General features: G+C 61.3%; 17 protein-coding genes and 1 tRNA gene. 2 read left to right on the forward strand and 16 right to left on the reverse strand.

Annotation, left to right across the window (positions count from 1 at the left end; translation table 11 throughout):
* Positions 1 to 37: 37 nt before the first annotated feature.
* Both AC1RL5_RS00445 and AC1RL5_RS00450 read right to left on the reverse strand, forming a co-directional pair.
* Positions 38 to 565: a hypothetical protein gene (locus tag AC1RL5_RS00445; protein WP_146043141.1), complete on the reverse strand. Its 528-nt coding sequence runs from the start codon at positions 563 to 565 to the stop codon at positions 38 to 40.
* 3 nt (positions 566 to 568) lie between these two features.
* Positions 569 to 1252: an SOS response-associated peptidase family protein gene (locus AC1RL5_RS00450; RefSeq protein WP_492589054.1), complete on the reverse strand. Its 684-nt coding sequence runs from the start codon at positions 1250 to 1252 to the stop codon at positions 569 to 571.
* Positions 1253 to 1365: 113 nt separating this feature from the next.
* Here AC1RL5_RS00450 and AC1RL5_RS00455 point away from each other — a divergent pair, with 113 nt between their 5' ends.
* Positions 1366 to 1659 carry a hypothetical protein gene (locus AC1RL5_RS00455; RefSeq protein ID WP_041752365.1) on the forward strand — a complete coding sequence of 98 codons (294 nt, stop codon included), beginning with the start codon at positions 1366 to 1368 and terminating at the stop codon, positions 1657 to 1659.
* A 218-nt stretch (positions 1660 to 1877) separates the two neighbouring features.
* Here the strand turns inward: AC1RL5_RS00455 and AC1RL5_RS00460 are convergent.
* A tRNA-Ser gene (locus AC1RL5_RS00460) sits at positions 1878 to 1965 on the reverse strand.
* A gap of 123 nt (positions 1966 to 2088) precedes the next feature.
* Between AC1RL5_RS00460 and AC1RL5_RS00465 the strand changes: the two genes are divergently transcribed.
* Positions 2089 to 2760 (forward strand): Bax inhibitor-1/YccA family protein, encoded by a 672-nt coding sequence (locus AC1RL5_RS00465; RefSeq protein ID WP_011062013.1) that lies wholly within the window; start codon positions 2089 to 2091, stop codon positions 2758 to 2760.
* Positions 2761 to 2837: 77 nt separating this feature from the next.
* On the opposite strand, the gene AC1RL5_RS00470 is transcribed toward AC1RL5_RS00465, so the two are convergent.
* The 13 genes from AC1RL5_RS00470 to gbpA form a co-directional block, all read right to left on the reverse strand.
* Positions 2838 to 3338 (reverse strand): type II secretion system protein M, encoded by a 501-nt coding sequence (locus AC1RL5_RS00470; RefSeq protein WP_072449890.1) that lies wholly within the window; start codon positions 3336 to 3338, stop codon positions 2838 to 2840.
* A gap of 3 nt (positions 3339 to 3341) precedes the next feature.
* On the reverse strand, positions 3342 to 4481 hold the full coding sequence (gene gspL / locus AC1RL5_RS00475) for a type II secretion system protein GspL (protein ID WP_123578009.1): 1140 nt from the start codon (positions 4479 to 4481) through the stop codon (positions 3342 to 3344).
* Between the two features lie 6 nt (positions 4482 to 4487).
* A complete protein-coding gene (gene gspK / locus AC1RL5_RS00480; RefSeq protein WP_072449892.1) occupies positions 4488 to 5372 on the reverse strand; it encodes a type II secretion system minor pseudopilin GspK in 885 nt (294 codons plus the stop codon).
* Positions 5365 to 6009 carry a type II secretion system minor pseudopilin GspJ gene (gene gspJ / locus AC1RL5_RS00485; RefSeq protein ID WP_065363295.1) on the reverse strand — a complete coding sequence of 215 codons (645 nt, stop codon included), beginning with the start codon at positions 6007 to 6009 and terminating at the stop codon, positions 5365 to 5367. The genes gspK and gspJ overlap by 8 nt, the downstream gene beginning before the upstream one ends.
* Positions 6006 to 6401 carry a type II secretion system minor pseudopilin GspI gene (gspI, locus tag AC1RL5_RS00490; protein ID WP_065363296.1) on the reverse strand — a complete coding sequence of 132 codons (396 nt, stop codon included), beginning with the start codon at positions 6399 to 6401 and terminating at the stop codon, positions 6006 to 6008. The genes gspJ and gspI overlap by 4 nt, the downstream gene beginning before the upstream one ends.
* Positions 6376 to 6870, reverse strand: coding sequence for a type II secretion system minor pseudopilin GspH (gspH, locus tag AC1RL5_RS00495; RefSeq protein WP_123578008.1), 495 nt, complete (start codon positions 6868 to 6870; stop codon positions 6376 to 6378). Before gspH ends, gspI begins: the two co-directional genes overlap by 26 nt.
* Before the next feature lie 3 nt (positions 6871 to 6873).
* Positions 6874 to 7308 carry a type II secretion system major pseudopilin GspG gene (gene gspG, locus AC1RL5_RS00500; RefSeq protein ID WP_072450556.1) on the reverse strand — a complete coding sequence of 145 codons (435 nt, stop codon included), beginning with the start codon at positions 7306 to 7308 and terminating at the stop codon, positions 6874 to 6876.
* A gap of 17 nt (positions 7309 to 7325) precedes the next feature.
* Positions 7326 to 8543, reverse strand: coding sequence for a type II secretion system inner membrane protein GspF (gene gspF / locus AC1RL5_RS00505; RefSeq protein ID WP_072449894.1), 1218 nt, complete (start codon positions 8541 to 8543; stop codon positions 7326 to 7328).
* A 2-nt stretch (positions 8544 to 8545) separates the two neighbouring features.
* Positions 8546 to 10039, reverse strand: coding sequence for a type II secretion system ATPase GspE (gene gspE, locus AC1RL5_RS00510; RefSeq protein ID WP_492589053.1), 1494 nt, complete (start codon positions 10037 to 10039; stop codon positions 8546 to 8548).
* Entirely contained in the window at positions 10036 to 11955 is a 1920-nt protein-coding gene (gspD, locus tag AC1RL5_RS00515; protein ID WP_065364685.1) for a type II secretion system secretin GspD, read from the reverse strand. The genes gspE and gspD overlap by 4 nt, the downstream gene beginning before the upstream one ends.
* A 14-nt stretch (positions 11956 to 11969) precedes the next feature.
* A complete protein-coding gene (locus tag AC1RL5_RS00520; protein ID WP_065363300.1) occupies positions 11970 to 12503 on the reverse strand; it encodes a type II secretion system protein N in 534 nt (177 codons plus the stop codon).
* Positions 12500 to 13006, reverse strand: a complete 507-nt coding sequence (locus AC1RL5_RS00525; protein WP_072449896.1) for a cytochrome b — start codon at positions 13004 to 13006, stop codon at positions 12500 to 12502. The genes AC1RL5_RS00520 and AC1RL5_RS00525 overlap by 4 nt, the downstream gene beginning before the upstream one ends.
* Positions 13007 to 13072: 66 nt before the next feature.
* Positions 13073 to 14593, reverse strand: a complete 1521-nt coding sequence (gene gbpA / locus AC1RL5_RS00530; protein ID WP_492589052.1) for an N-acetylglucosamine-binding protein GbpA — start codon at positions 14591 to 14593, stop codon at positions 13073 to 13075.
* Positions 14594 to 14743 lie beyond the last annotated feature (150 nt).

The following is a 14743-nucleotide window of genomic DNA, read 5'->3' on the forward strand; positions in this document are numbered from 1 at the left end:
GTAATCCTTAGTTGAAACATATGGCTAATATGTTTAATTAGTCATCTAGAGTTGAAAGCCTGGATTTCTCGCCGTATACGCTTTGGTACTCAATTTCGAGTTGTAGATATTGTTCTAGGTGTTCAGAGAGGTTTTCAATGTCTTTGCTGTGAGATATTGTGGCTACCTCTACAGTTCCACCTTGTGGAAGAACAAATACAGGAGTGAAAAATCCAACGCATTCTATATTGCAGTGTGGAACTTTCTTTAATGCATTTTCTATTAGTTGTGAACCTTTTCCTTCAACTTCAATGCCTTCGAATAGCAATTTGGCAGAGGTTATAATGGCTGGTCCCACGCCATCATTTCTTATTTCCATTTTGAATAACCCTTCTTCTTGCTCAACGTGAGTTGCAAGATGTGGTCTTACAGTTATTTTGTTGTGATTTCTAGATAGAATTGATTGGTATATTGATGTGCATAAAGCAATTATTGCGATTAAAATTGATGAGATTCCGAAGGCATAGTCTGTCCATTCTTTTTCAGCGGCTGCATTTATCAGAAAGTATTGAATTTCAGCTGGCAATTTTTAATCCCTGTTTTTTATAATCCGTATTAAATCAGCCCCTTGATTCTTTACGTTTCCGACCAGCTTTTCAACAGGAAACCACTCAAACGCATCAGGCCTCTCGCTTTGGTGCAGGACCATTTGTTCGGCACTCTCCTTGGGTGTGGCCGGATCGAGCCATTCCCGGGCCAGGTCTGGTGCAAGGACCACAGGCCGGCGGTCGTGGATGTCGACCATTCCCCCTTCGCTATCCGCTGTGATGATCACAAAGCCTTTGTGCTCGCTTCGGTCCTGGCCAGGCAGCTGTCCGATCGAAGCGCAGAGAATTGGCGAGCCGTCCCGGTGCCGGATCAGGTAGGGCTGCTTCTTCGGGCCGCCTTCGTCCACCCACTCGAACCAGTTGTCGATTGGGCATATGGCTCGGTGGGGCCAGATCTGCCGAAAGAACGGCCCGTGGGCGACCTTCTCGACGCGGGCATTGATCGGCGCCGCGCGGTCCGTGGCCCAGTGCGGCCGCCACCCCCAGCGCACGGCGTCGGCGTGTAGTTTGTCTTCGGCGACGTGGAAGAGGGCGAGCTGCATCGTTGGTGCTGCGTTGTAGCGCCCCAGGGGCTGATCACCGACGTTATTGATCAGGGCCCCGGGCATGCTCAGGGCTGCGACGAAGTCATGAATGCCGTGGTATTGCGAAAGTCGTCCGCACATAGACGTTTCTCCCTGCCGAGGAGAAAGCATAGCTCCGTCTGTCGGCATCAACTCAATTGCACGCTAAGTGGTGAAATACTGTTTGCATATACAGCTTTTTGGCGTGATCCCCCATGAATTTTCTTATCGTTCGCCGCAGGGAGCGTGGCGCAGCAATACCTTCAGAAAGGCTCAGCAAGATCCAGCCTGTCAAAGGAGACATCCATATTCTGGAGAGCCACAGCCAGGCGCTGGGACGACCTTGCGTTCAGGCCTGGATATTCAAAAGCGATCCCGGGCCGGACGTGTTCCCGCGGCTGCTCGATGCGAAGGTCAATGGCATGGCTCAGCTCGGGATGAACATCAATGGCGTTGAGGAAGTTGATGGCGCCTTGTATGCGCAGTCATGGTGGTGTCGGGTGGAATAGGGGATGTGGTCGTTCGGCAGGACGCCGGAGGAGGGCTACAGCAGTATGCGCCATCGGCATATTGCGCTTGCAGTAGTTTGAGGCGAAAGCCTCTCAAAAAGATCAAAGTATTTGGACGCGTCCAAAAATGCTTGAGCTGGGTCGGTGAGGAGAGGCTGGGAGCAAAATACGCCAGACACAAAAAAGCCCTGAAAAATCAGGGCTTTCTCGTTGAGATTTGGCGGAGGCGTAGAGATTCGAACTCTAGGACCTGTTACAGTCGGCGGTTTTCAAGACCGCTGCCTTAAACCACTCGGCCACACCTCCAGATCGCATTGCGGGCGCCATAATACCCGAATGAAACACACTGTCAAACTCTCTGCGTCGCGAGTTACAGAGCCTCTGTTATCATCCATGCCACTAAATGTTTCCCCCAACAGGAGTGTCGCCATGCGCGAACAGGATTACGCAGTTAACAACGGCGTGCAGGCCGAGCAGCTAGAGGTTAGCCGCGTCCTGCGCAACACTTACGGCCTGCTGGCCCTGACCCTCGCGTTCAGTGGGGTGATGGCCTATGTGGCACAGCAGATGCGTGTCGGTTATCCGAACATCTTCGTGGTGCTGATCGGCTTCTACGGTCTGTTCTTCCTCACCAACAAACTCCGTGACTCGGCCTGGGGCCTGGTGTCGGCTTTCGCCTTGACCGGTTTCATGGGCTTTTTGCTCGGCCCGATTCTCAACCGCTACCTGGGCATGCAGGGCGGCGCCGAAGTGGTCAGTTCGGCCTTTGCCATGACGGCACTGGTATTCGGCGGTCTGTCGGCCTATGTGCTGATCACCCGCAAGGACATGAGCTTCCTCGGCGGCTTCATCACCGCCGGTTTCTTCGTCCTGATGGGCGCCGTGCTGGCCAGCCTGTTCTTCCAGATCAGCGGCCTGCAACTGGCGATCAGCGCCGGCTTCGTGCTGTTCTCCTCGGTGTGCATCCTGTTCCAGACCAGCGCAATCATCCACGGCGGCGAACGTAACTACATCATGGCCACCATCAGCCTGTATGTATCGATCTACAACCTGTTCGTCAGCCTGCTGCAACTGTTCGGCATCATGGGTCGCGATGACTGATCACAGGTGCTGAGCCATTGAAAAAGCCCGCTTCGGCGGGCTTTTTTTGTCCTGGACTCCTTGGGGCGTTCAGTTTTTCAACGTGCCTGTACCTGCATTCGCGCGGTGGCGACCGCGTCTTTGTTGACCTCGATGGAAAACGCCAGCACGTCCACCTGTTTCTGTTCAAGCTCATCAATCCAAGCGATCACCCCGGTGAGCGGGCCTTCCAGGGCCAGGCTGACCCGACCGAGCGCTTCGTTGTCCATGCGCTCCAGGTTGATGCCGGCCTGGCTGCTGGAGCGGGCTAGCATGCCGGGCAGGGCCTCGGCCGAGATTGCCGTGACGGGGCTGGCAGGTTTGCCGGCATGCAGTTGGAGTATCAGGCGTTGCAATTGTGTGGCCTCGATAAAGCGTTGTTCGGCAAGCTGCAGGGCTTGTTGTTGTGGCTGCCAGAGCAAAAGGTAGGCGCCGGTCAGGGCGCTGAATAGGGTCAGCCCTTTCAGGGCTCGCTGTTCGCGTTTCGCCAGGCGATGCCAGTGCCCCAGGGGGGGGTGGAGCAGGGCGGACAGTGGTTTTTTCAGTAACGGCAGGGCCATGCCTCACTCCTTGATCTGCAACCGTGCGCTGACCCCTCGGGCATCGCGGACGGAAGAATCGGTACTGGCATCCAGGCCCTGGGCAATCAGGCCTTCGCGCAGTTGTTGAAGATCGGAGAACGCTGGTGCACTGATCTGCAGGTTCCAGCCTTCGCCGCTTTGGTAATCGAGGCGCTGTACCTGGGCCAGGGCGCCGTAACTGGCGCTCCATTGCTCGGCCAGCAGTGACAGTTTGTGGGCGCTACCGGAGCTTTTCTCGACCTTTTGCTGTTGCTTGGCGTGTACCTGGGCGGCGAGGTCGGTCACAGGCTCCTCAGTACCCGAATGGGCCTGCCACAACGCCTGGTTCTGCGCCTGGAGCTGCTCGCTCTGCTGCTCCAGGTACCAGCGATGGCCCATGCTCTGCAGCAAGTGGGAGCCTGCGGCCACCACCACTAGGAGCAGGGCCAGGCGCCAGGGGGCCGTTTGCCGGGGGCGCTGCAGGAATTCGCCCTGGCGTAGGTCGATGGCCTGCTGCGCACCCTGGCTCAAGCATTCCCAGGGACGTTCATCGGCCTGCCAGTGATGCTGGTCGAAACTTTCCAGGCCCGGTGGTTGCGGCCCCTGCCAGTGCAAGTCTGCCGGCAGCAGGGGGGCCAGGTCCGCCAGTTCGCACGGGTACAGGGCCAGGCGCATCGGCGCGCTGCCTCCCAGCAGCCAGCGACCGTCCCAGGTTAGGGCCCGGGGCTGGTCTGGGGGCAGGCAATCGGCGTCGACATGAATATGCGAAGGTTGCAACCCCAGTTCGGCCAGTTGTCCAAGGCACTGCTTCAGGTGCTGACGATTGACCGCCAACACCGCGCAATGGCGTTTGTCCTTGAGTGGCCCGTGGGCCAGGTGCAGGTTGTCCAGTTCATCGATCAGTTGTTCTTCCAGCGCGCTGTGCAATGCCTGGCGCAGCCAGCGTCCACTGCGGGCGGGCACGCTGACCTGATGGTGGCTGGCCATTTCCATGGGAAGCAGCAGGCTCAGGGGCTGGTTGCCCAGCGCGGCCGCAGCCTGCTGCAGGTCGCCCTGGTGCAACTGGCCACCGGCCTGCCACCAGAAGCATTGCCAAGGCATGTTGCCGGTGGCACGGGGAGATAGATAAAGCCACTGCCTCATGTCGGTCTACTCGGTCTTCGGTTGTTCAGGAGGAGTGGGCATCAGCGTGCGCTGCTGCACCCGGACCTTTTCCCTATCCATGACTCGCAGGTCGCTCACCAGGCGCAGGCGTTGCCGGCCCTGTTCGACATCGATGGTGGCGCGGAACTGCCGACTGCTGACGCCTAGCCCCTGAGGTTTGATGTCCCGGCCCTGGAGCACCGGGTTGGAAAGAAAACGGGTGATATCGGGATAGCCACCTTCCGGACGGGAACTGACCAGAATGCGAGCCGTGGGTAGGTCGATGCCTTCAACACTGGCCAGGACCTCGGCGCGGGTGGTGTTGACGTTGATCGGGCTGTTGCCGAATACCCCCACTAGCGGCTCAAGCTGTTGCAGGGTCTGGCTGTCCACCCCGGGCAGTTGGCGCAGTTCACTGAGGTCGCTCAAGGGCAGCGGTAGGCCATCACGGTTGTTCTGGCCGACCAGGAGTGCCGGGTCGTGGGCCCGGATGCCTTCCAAGGCCAGCAGGCGCTGGTAGCGGGCACGCAGGTTCAGATCGCTGCGCTGGCGCAGGCTGTTGAGGTTGAGCCGGGCACCGAGGTCTTGCAGTTGGACATGAATGCGTCCATCGCCGATCTTGAACGCTGGCGCCGGTTGCGCCCAGTGCTGCCCCAGGTGGGTCACCAGCAGGCCGTCCTTGCTGCGAGTGTCTTCGAGCAATTGTTGACGGGCCCAGGCTTCACCGCTCAGCGCCAGTTGCCAGAGCTGCTGTTGTTCTATCAGGTTGCTGCTGGCGTGCAGGTTGAGCCGCTGGCGGGCGAGCATATTGCTTACCACCATGGTCACCAGGGCGGTGATCAGCAATACGCTGAGCAGGGCCACGCCTCGTTGCCGGGCCAGGTTATTCATGCAGAGCGGCCTCGTCGGGTTCCTGGGCATCGAGGCCGCCGGGCAGCAGTATCAGCCGGCGTACCTGTGGGTAGCCGGGGGCATCCAGTTCGATTTCCAGGGCCGCCGGCAGGCTCAGGCTTTCGGTCCCTGCCGGCCAGTGTTCGTGGGCCTGGCCGCGGGCATCGATAAAGCGCAGGCGAGTCAGCTCCACGCCAGCCAGCAGTTGCTGGTTCTGGCTGATGGGGGCGGGTGGAGGCTGTGCCGCCCCGGGGGCGGCCAGGGGTTGGGACAGGGACAGGGTGTCGCGTACCCAGCTTCCGCCTTCCCAACGGTGGCTGACTTGTAGCAGGTTGCTGCGCGGGTACTCCAGCGGGTTGCGCCAGCCACCGCGTACCAGGCGAATGCCGTCAGGCTGGCTGATCAGTGCCTGGCTTTGGCTGGGGTCATCCGCCAGCGGGTGTCGACGGGCTTGCACCAGGTCACGCTCCAGCACACTCATGGCCCGTTGCAGTTGACGCAATTGCTGCTCATGCAGGCCAATGCGCTGATCGCTGCGCAGCACCCTGTCGAGCATCTGATAGGTGGCCAGGCCCAACAGGCTGAAAATGGCCATGGCCACGATCACTTCGAGCAAGGTAAAACCGCGCTGGTTCATGGCCGGGCCTCGATGTAGCCAAGCAGTTGTGCACGGCTGTACTGGCGTGCGCGTTGCTGGGTGGTTTCGACGGAGACGCGCAACTGGACCTTGAGCAGACGGCTGTCGGGTGCGCTCTGGATATCACTGAACAGCCACCAGAGGCGGCCGCCGAACTCGATCTGTTCCGCACTGCGTTGGCTCTGCGGCTCTCGCAGGCCGATGCGCAGTTCATTCATGCGGTTGTCGGCGATCCACAGCGCCTGGGTGCGCTCGGTGAGGTTTGCGCTGTTCATGGCCACATGCTGCACCGCACTGAACAGGGCGATCGACAGGGTGGCAAAGATCGCCAGAGCGACCATGACCTCCAGCAGGGTAAAGCCCTGTTCAGTTCCGGGTTTCAATTTGCGCATCCTGTATGCCATCGCTGGAAAGGCTCAGCAGTGCCTGGTCGCGGTATTCGAACCACAAGGTGAAGGCGCTGGTTTCATCGCTGGAAAGCACCAGCAATTGCGGCAGGCCAGTGCGACTGTCACTGGTACCCAGGGCCGCGCCGGCCTCGGGTACGTCCAGGCGCAGGCGCAATTTGGCGGGTAATGCATGCGTGCGAAATTCCTTGTCCTCGATCCAGCGACCCTGCTGGTCCAGGCGCAGCACCCAGTAGCCGTCGGGCTCGATTCGCACGCCGTAGTCGCTGTAGTTGAGCAGCGCTTCCTGGCGCAGCAGCTGCAACAGGCCCAGTAGGCGCTGTGCTTCCTGGTGCGCCTGGCGGCCACCGGAGTCCGGGCGTACGATGCCGACCAGGCCGGCGGTCAGGGCGATCAGCAGAATTACCACCAGCAGTTCAAGCAGGGTGAAGCCCCGGGTACGGTGGCGCTGCACGGTCTATTGTTCCCAGTTGCCAATATCGCTGTTCACGCCTTCGCCGCCGAGCTTGCCGTCGGCGCCAAAGGAAAACAGGTCGTAGGCGCCACCCTTGGTGCCGGGCACCCGGTACTGGTAGCCATTACCCCAGGGATCGACCGGCAGGCGCTTGAGGTAACCGTCGGGGTTCCAGTTGCGGGCCGCCGGGCTGCCACTGGGCTTGCTCACCAGCGCCTGAAGGCCTTGCTGGCTGCTGGGGTACTGGTGGTTGTCGAGGCGATAGATGTCCAGGGCCATGGCAATGGCATGGATGTCGCTCTGGGCGGCGGTGGCCTTGGCCTGATCGGGGCGGCTCATGATCTGCGGTACTACCAGGGCGGCGAGAACGCCGAGAATGACTACCACCACCATGATTTCGATCAGGGTAAAACCGCGTTGCTTGTTTCGTGTGTGCACGTTGGGGGATTCCACATTCAGGTGATCAGTTGGTTCAAGCTGAGGATCGGCATCAGGATCGCCAGGACGATGACCAGCACGGACGCGCCCATGAACACCAGCATGGCCGGCTCGAACAGGCCCACCAGCAGGGCGATGCGGTTGGCCAGCTGTGCTTCCTGCTGCTTGGATGCGCGTTCGAGCATGCTGTCCAGCTCACCGGAGCGTTCACCGCTGGCGATCATGTACAGCATCATCGGAGGGAAACTGCCGTTGAGCTCAAGCGCTCGGGTCAGGCTGATACCTTCGCGTACGCCACGGACTATGTCTTTCAGACCGGTACGAATTTTCTGATTGGCAACGACCTCACTGGCGATCGCCAGAGCGTCCAGCAGCGGCACGCCACTGCGCCCGAGAATCGCCAGGGTGCTGACGAAGCGCGTGCAGTTGCTGGCCCTGACCAGCCCGCCAATGATTGGCAGGCGCAGCACCAGCGCATGCCAGCGTTCACGGTTGGCCGGCTGCTTCAGGAGCATACGCAGGGCCGTCACTGCGGCGCCGATCAGGATCAACAGCAACAGGCCGAAGTCCCGCAGGAAGCCGCTGGTGGCGATCAGCCCGCGGGTCAGCAACGGCAGCTCCTGGCCACTGTCGATGAATACCTTGATCACGTCCGGCACCACGAAGCCCAGGAGGAAGCCGACGATGCTGATGGCTGCCACCATGAGAATGCTTGGATAGAGCATGGCCAGATGGATCTGCTGGCGTGCGGCCTGGCTGGCTTCGGTGTAGTCGGCGAGGTTCATCAGCACCTGGTCCAGGTGCCCTGAATGTTCGCCGGCGGCCACCGTGGACCGGTACAGGTCGGGAAAGGCCTTGGGGTAGGCGGCCAAGGCCACGGCCAGGCTGTAGCCTTCGAGGACCCGAGCACGAAGCGCCAGCAGCATGCTTTTTACCCGCTGTTTTTCGCACTGTGCGGCCACGGCAGCGAGCACTTCCTCCAGGGGCAGCGAGGCTTGCACCAGGGTTGCCAGTTGCCGGGTCAGTAGGGCCAGCTCGGCGCTGCTGAGGCCGCCGCCAGCCCTCTTGACCTCGCCCAGGACGGTGCTGCGATGGCCCTGGCTGGTGGTGATTTTCAGAGCGATCAGCTGGCGTTCGCGCAGCATTTGGCGGGCCTGGCGCGGGCTGTCGGCCTCCAGTACGCCGTTGGATTTCTTGCCGGCGGCGCACATGGCCAGGTATTCGTAGGCGGCCATCTTCAGTCCCTCTGGGTAACCCGCAGCAACTCTTCAAGGCTGGTGAGCCCCTGTAGCACCATGACCTGGCCATCGTCGAACAGGCTTGGGCTGTGTTGCCGGGCATGGCTGAGCAATTCATGTTCTCCGGCGCCGATGTGGATCAACTGGCGTAGGACGTCGTCGAACAGCACCAGCTCGTAGATCCCGCGGCGGCCGCGATAGCCCGAGTGCTGGCAGTTCGGGCAACCCACTGGCCGGTACAGTTGTGGCGCGCTATCGGGGCCCACGCCCAACCGTTCGCAGGCGGCGGGATCGGCGTCATGGGGCTCCTTGCATTCGGGACACAAAAGACGTACCAGGCGCTGGGCCAGTACTCCCAGCAGCGACGTGCAAAGCAGGAACGGCTCGATGCCCATGTCCACCAGGCGGGTCACCGCGCCGATGGCGCTGTTGGTGTGCAGGGTCGAGAGCACCAGGTGCCCGGTGAGGGAAGCTTGCACGGCGATTTCCGCGGTCTCGCGGTCGCGGATTTCACCCACCATCACCACGTCCGGGTCCTGGCGCAGGATGGCCCGCAAGCCACGGGCGAAAGTCATGTCGACCTTGGCGTTGACCTGGGTCTGGCCAATACCGGTGAGGTGGTACTCCACCGGGTCCTCGATAGTCAGGATGTTGCGCTCCAGGCTGTTGAGGCTGGCCAGCCCGGCGTACAGCGTGGTGGTCTTGCCGGAGCCGGTGGGGCCGGTCACCAGGAGGATGCCGTGGGGTTTGTGCAGGGCGGTCTCCAGGCGCTGGCGTACCGCCGGGTTCATGCCCAGGTGCGCCAGGTCCAGGCGCCCGGCCTGTTTGTCGAGCAGGCGCATCACTACCCGCTCGCCGTGGCTGGAAGGCAGGGTCGAGACCCGGACATCCACTTCATGCCCGGCGATGCGCAAGGCAATGCGACCGTCCTGGGGGATGCGTTTCTCGGCGATGTCGAGCTTGGCCATGACCTTGATCCGTGACACCAGCAGGGTTGCCAGTTCACGCCGCGGGCGCAGCACTTCGCGCAGCAGGCCGTCGACCCGCAGGCGTACCGAAAGGTGTTCCTCGAACGCCTCCAGGTGCACGTCGGAGGCCTTGCTTTTGACCGCTTCGCTGAGGATCGCGTTGATCAGGCGAATGATCGGGGCGTCGTCTTCCTGCTCCATCAGGTCAGTGGTTTTCGGCAACTGCTCGGCGAGGCTGGAGAGGTCGAACTCTTCATCGAACTGTTCGCCCAGGCCGTCGGCCACTTGCTTGGCACCGTCCTGGCCGTCGCGGTAGTGGGCAGCCATGCGCTGGGCGAAGGCCTGTTCATCGAGGATTTCGCTGCGCAGTGGCGCACTGTTGAAGCGGCGCACCTCGGCGATCACCGACCAGGGGGTATTGGCGCGGCAATAGAGCACCGGGCCCTGGGCCTGGTGCTCCAGGACCACGCCGTGACGGCGGGCATAGGCGAACGCCAGGCGCGGGCTTGGGTTGGGACTGATCATGGCTGCGGTGCAATCCCTTGGGTACGCATGTCGATCAGGCCCTGGTCGCCGTCACTGTTGGCATCGAACAACTGATGCGGATTGTGCGGCAGCTGGCCGCGGGTCTTGCCATCCAGGGTGCGCAGGGAGCGCAGGTTGTTGTATTTCTGGGTGCTCAGCTTGTCGGCATTGGCCGTATTGCGCAGCAGGGTCGGACGCAGGAACACCATCAGGTTGGTCTTCTCGTTGACCTCCTTGCTGCTGCTGAACAGCTTGCCGAGCCAAGGGATATCACCGAGCAACGGCACCTTGCTCACCTGGACCTTGATGTTGTCCTTGATCAGGCCGCCAAGCACGATGATCTGCCCGTCGTTGGCCAGGATGGTGCTCTTGACCGAGCGCTTGTTGGTGATCACATCGCTGGTGCTGATGCCGGGTGGTGCCGCGGCCAGCTCGGAGCTTTCCTGTTCGACTTTAAGGCGCAGAAAGTTGCCTTCATTGATATGCGGAGTGACCTTGAGGGTGATCCCCACGTCCTTGCGCTCGACGGTGGTGAAGGGGTTGCTGGCCCCTGCGGTGTCGGTGGTGTAGGAGCCAGTCTGGAATGGCACGTTCTGGCCGACGAGAATTTCCGCCTGCTCATTGTCCAGGGTCAGCAGGCTCGGGGTGGACAGCAGATTGTTGTTGGAATCGCTGGACAGGGCGGTGATCAGCGCGCCGAAGTTGCTACTGCCGATGCCTATCACGGCTCCGTCCGGGAGGGTCGGGCTCTTGCCGCTCTCCAGGTTGCCCAGCAGGGTGCCGATAGTCATGCCGGCGCTGTTGAAGTTGCTGACGGCGCCCCATTTGCCCCGGCCTGCGGCCCACTGCACGCCGAGGGCCTGGTTGATGTCGCCACTGACTTCGACGATGGCCGCTTCCACCAGCACCTGGGCGCGGGGCTGGTCGAGTTCGTCGATGATGCTTTCGAAGGTCGCCAGTTGTGCCGGTGAGGCCATCAGCACCAGGGCATTCTGGCTTTCGTCGGCGCTCACCAGCACCGGGCTTTCCTGTCTCTGATTGTCGCCACCGCGGCTTCCCGCTTCCAGGCGCTTGCCGATCCCGCTGAGCAGTTCTTCGAGCTTCTTCGCATCGCTGTGATTGAGGCGTCGCACTCGGGCGTTCTCGCCGACATTGTTCGGTACGTCGAGGCTCAGGGCCAGGCGCTGCATCTGTTGGCGAATCGGTGCCGGGCCGACCAGGATCAGGCGGTTGCTGCGCGAATCGCCGATAGCCTTGGCGCTGCTCTGGCCACTGCTGTTATCGGTCAGGCTTTCGCTCAAGGTCTTGGCCACGTCGTTGGCCCAGGCATGCTTGAGCTGGAGAATGTTGAACTGACGCCCGCCGGCGTTATCCAGTTCACCGATTACCTGGCGCACGCGTTGCACGTTGTTGGCGCTGTCGGAAACGATCAATGAGTTGGATGTGGTGGAAGCTGCCATGTAGGCGTCGGAGGCGACCAGAGGGCGCACGGCGGAGACCACTTCGCTGGCGTTGACGCTGTGCAGTTCGATGACTTCGGTGATGAACTCTTCGCTGCCCTCGTCGGGTTGGGCATAGGCTTTGGTCTTGGCCTCGGCTACCGGCAGGATCAGCACCCGGTCGCCCTGGTCCATGGCCACGTAGCCCTGGCTGCGCAAGGCGGTGAGAAACAGCGAGTAAATGCCTTTCTGGTCCATGGCGGTGGTGGACTGGACCGTGACCTTACCGTTCAGGCGCGGGTCGAGGATCATGGTCTTGCCGGTGATCTGCCCGACCTCGTTGATCAGGTCGCGTAGTTCTGCGTCCTTCATGTTCAAGGTCCACTGTTGTCCCTGGGGAGGTTTTTCAGCGGCCTGGACGGGGCCGATCAAGGTGCTAAGGGCCAGTAGGGAGCCTGCAATGAATGTTCGTTTCATGATGTTTTGGGGGGTCACAAAGAGGGTTGAACGAGGTTGTGGGTTTCTGCCCGCACGGCAGTGCTTTGAGGCATCTCGGGGGCCATGGGCAACGGCATCAGCAGGGGAGTCGAGTGGTGGGCCAGAGACAGCGACTGGTCTTCGCCAAAGCGTTGTATGCGCACCTGTTGGGTGCTGATTTCGCGCAGGCTGCCACCTCCGGGAAGGGGCTCGCCAATGCCATAGAAACGGCTGCCCTCAGGGGATTCAATCAGCGCCCTGGACAGTTCCGGGCGACGTTCCACCAGGCTGGCCAGCAGCGTCAGCGGCACTCTTGGCAGGTTGCCGGTGGCTTCCTGGGGCAGCACACCGAACAGTTGGGCTATGGCCGCGTTGTTCGGCGGCAGGCGCGGCGGTTCGCTGACGGCCAGGGGGCCGGGGCGCACGGTCTCGTCCAGACGCTGGGCGAACAGGAAGCTGTTGTAGGCGAGCCAGCCCAGCCAGGTCACCAGCAACGACAACGCGCCGATCTGTAGAACGGCGCGTGGGCATCGGCGCAGGAGGTTCATAGGCTCATGTGCCGCAGGAGTTTTTCACCGCGCCAGTGATGGATCACCACCGCTGCCACATGCCCGGCTACCAGCAGCGCCAGCGCGACGCAGGCGTACTTGTGCACCCTATTGAAGAAGGTGGTGAGCAGCGGTTCCTGCAGCGGCTGGGGCAGTGACAGCAGGCCGAAGACATTGATCGGGCGTTCCATCATCAATACGCCAGTGGCCAGCACCAGGCCGGTCGTGAGGTAGAGCACCAGGTGTCCGCCCTTGGCCAGCAGGCGGGCGAGCCGATGGGGGGAGGCCGGTTCCTGGCGGTCCAGGGCACACACAACTCGCAGGCCAAGCAGCGGAATCAGCAGGAAGGTCAACGACACGTTGATGAAGTTGATCCCGTCGGCGATCACGGTGGGCAGGTCGAGCAGGGCGTTGCCGAAGCCACTGAGCGTCGCCCAGATGATGATGGTGGCGAAGGTCCAGTGCAGCAGCACATGAAGCCTGGAGTAATTGCGAGTAGACATAGGGGGCATGACTGGCAAAAGGAAGCGTGGCGCCAAGCGCCACGCTCGGGTTAACGAAGGTGTGGCTTAGTTCTTGTCCCACGCCTGCTGCCAGGCGAAACCTACGCCTGGTTCATAGGCGTTGTTACTGCTGGTCCAGATGGTGCACCAGCCGGCAACAGGGCCGGTCTTGCACTTGTAGGTGTTGCCATCTTTGGGCTGCAGCACCACTGTGCCAGCCTTGTAGGACTTCAGGCTTTGCGGGAACACGTGGTCGTACTGGCCTGGCTCGCCGCCGCCGTTTTCGGCTTTCAGGGCGAAGCTGGCGGTCTGTTGCAGCACTTCGCCTTTCTTGGAAGTAGCAACCACGACCAGGTCGTACTGACCGGCGCCCTGACCGGTGAGGGTCATGCTGAAATGCGGGTTGTTGCCGGCTGGAGCTTCCTGGAACAGGACGCTTTCACCTCTGGCGTTGAACACCGTGGCTTTCACTGTGTAGTCGCCGCCCTTGGCGATGGCGTTGAAGTGCAGGTCGACCTTGCCGTCCTTGAGGGTGTATTCGGACTGCATGCCAGTGATGGACAGTTCGCCCGGCTTGGCAGCCTGCTCCTTGTCGATCATCACGTTGACGATGTCGCTGCCTTTCTTGACCAGGATGTCGTTCTTGCCGAAGTTGGGTAGCACTTCGTCCTTGTCGTTGAGCAGGCCCATCTGGTAGCCCTGCTTGGCAGCATTGACCTTCTTGGCCAGTTCGTGAGGCCAGACGTCGGCCTTGGCCAGTTCGGCGGAGCTGATTTGCAGCACGATCTGCTTGGCGGCCTGTTCGCCCCGGGCATTGAACACCCGGGTCTTGACCTTGTCGCCGATGCTCAAGGCTTCCGGGTTGACCTGGCCGACAGTGGTCCAGCCCGAAGGAACGACTGTACCGTTGTCGATGTTCAGGTCGACCACCTGATAGAAGGTGGCGTCGGTGTCGTGGACTTTCCAGGTCGCCAGCACGACGTGGTAGCCGCTGCGGTCGGACGGAATGTTCACGGTGTGCTTGGTGGTCTCTCCAGCTTTCGCCGGAACGTTGAGGGCTGGCCATGGCTCATCCAGCAGTGGGGTGCTTTCGAAGGAATCACGGGTCAGTGGCTGGTTGGGGTTCCAGTCTTTCTTGGTGATGTAGAACTGCCAGTAGCGGGTGGCGTGGGGAGCGGCGTACTTCCAGGCGAAGGTCTGCGGGCCTGGCTTGATGGTATTTTTGGTCCAGCGAGTACTGCTTTGTTCGTTGATCGCGGAGAAACGATCCAGGCCGCCGGCAGGAATGGTGCCGTTGGCCGGGCCGCACTTGGTGAAGTCACCGGTACAGGCCTGGGCGGCGCTTGGGAAGTGCGAGAAGCCGCCTTCGAACTTGCGGCCGATGTACTCGGTGCTCTGTGGCTCGTAAGCCACCGCTGCGCAGTTGCTGTTCTGGTTCAGGCCTTTCTCGTTGCACATGTAGGCACGGGATTTAGGGCTCTCGATGTAGCCGTGAGCGCAAGCTTGCTGAGCAGCAACGCCGGCAACGCTCATGGCCAGCACCAGAGGCAGCTTGAGGAACGAGCGAACTCGGTTGGCTTTGATCATTGTTAGATCCTTGAGCAGATAGAAGGAAATGCAGGAGTTCTCGGGGGCGCCACTGGGGACCGATCTGAGGGGGCGGTTGGCATCCGTGCCAGCGCTGCCGTGGGAACAATCACAGGCTACGCGGCAGGGGCTGGGAGGGGACATGGGACG

Source organism: Pseudomonas sp. GW822-FHT06D10 (genome assembly GCF_058799535.1).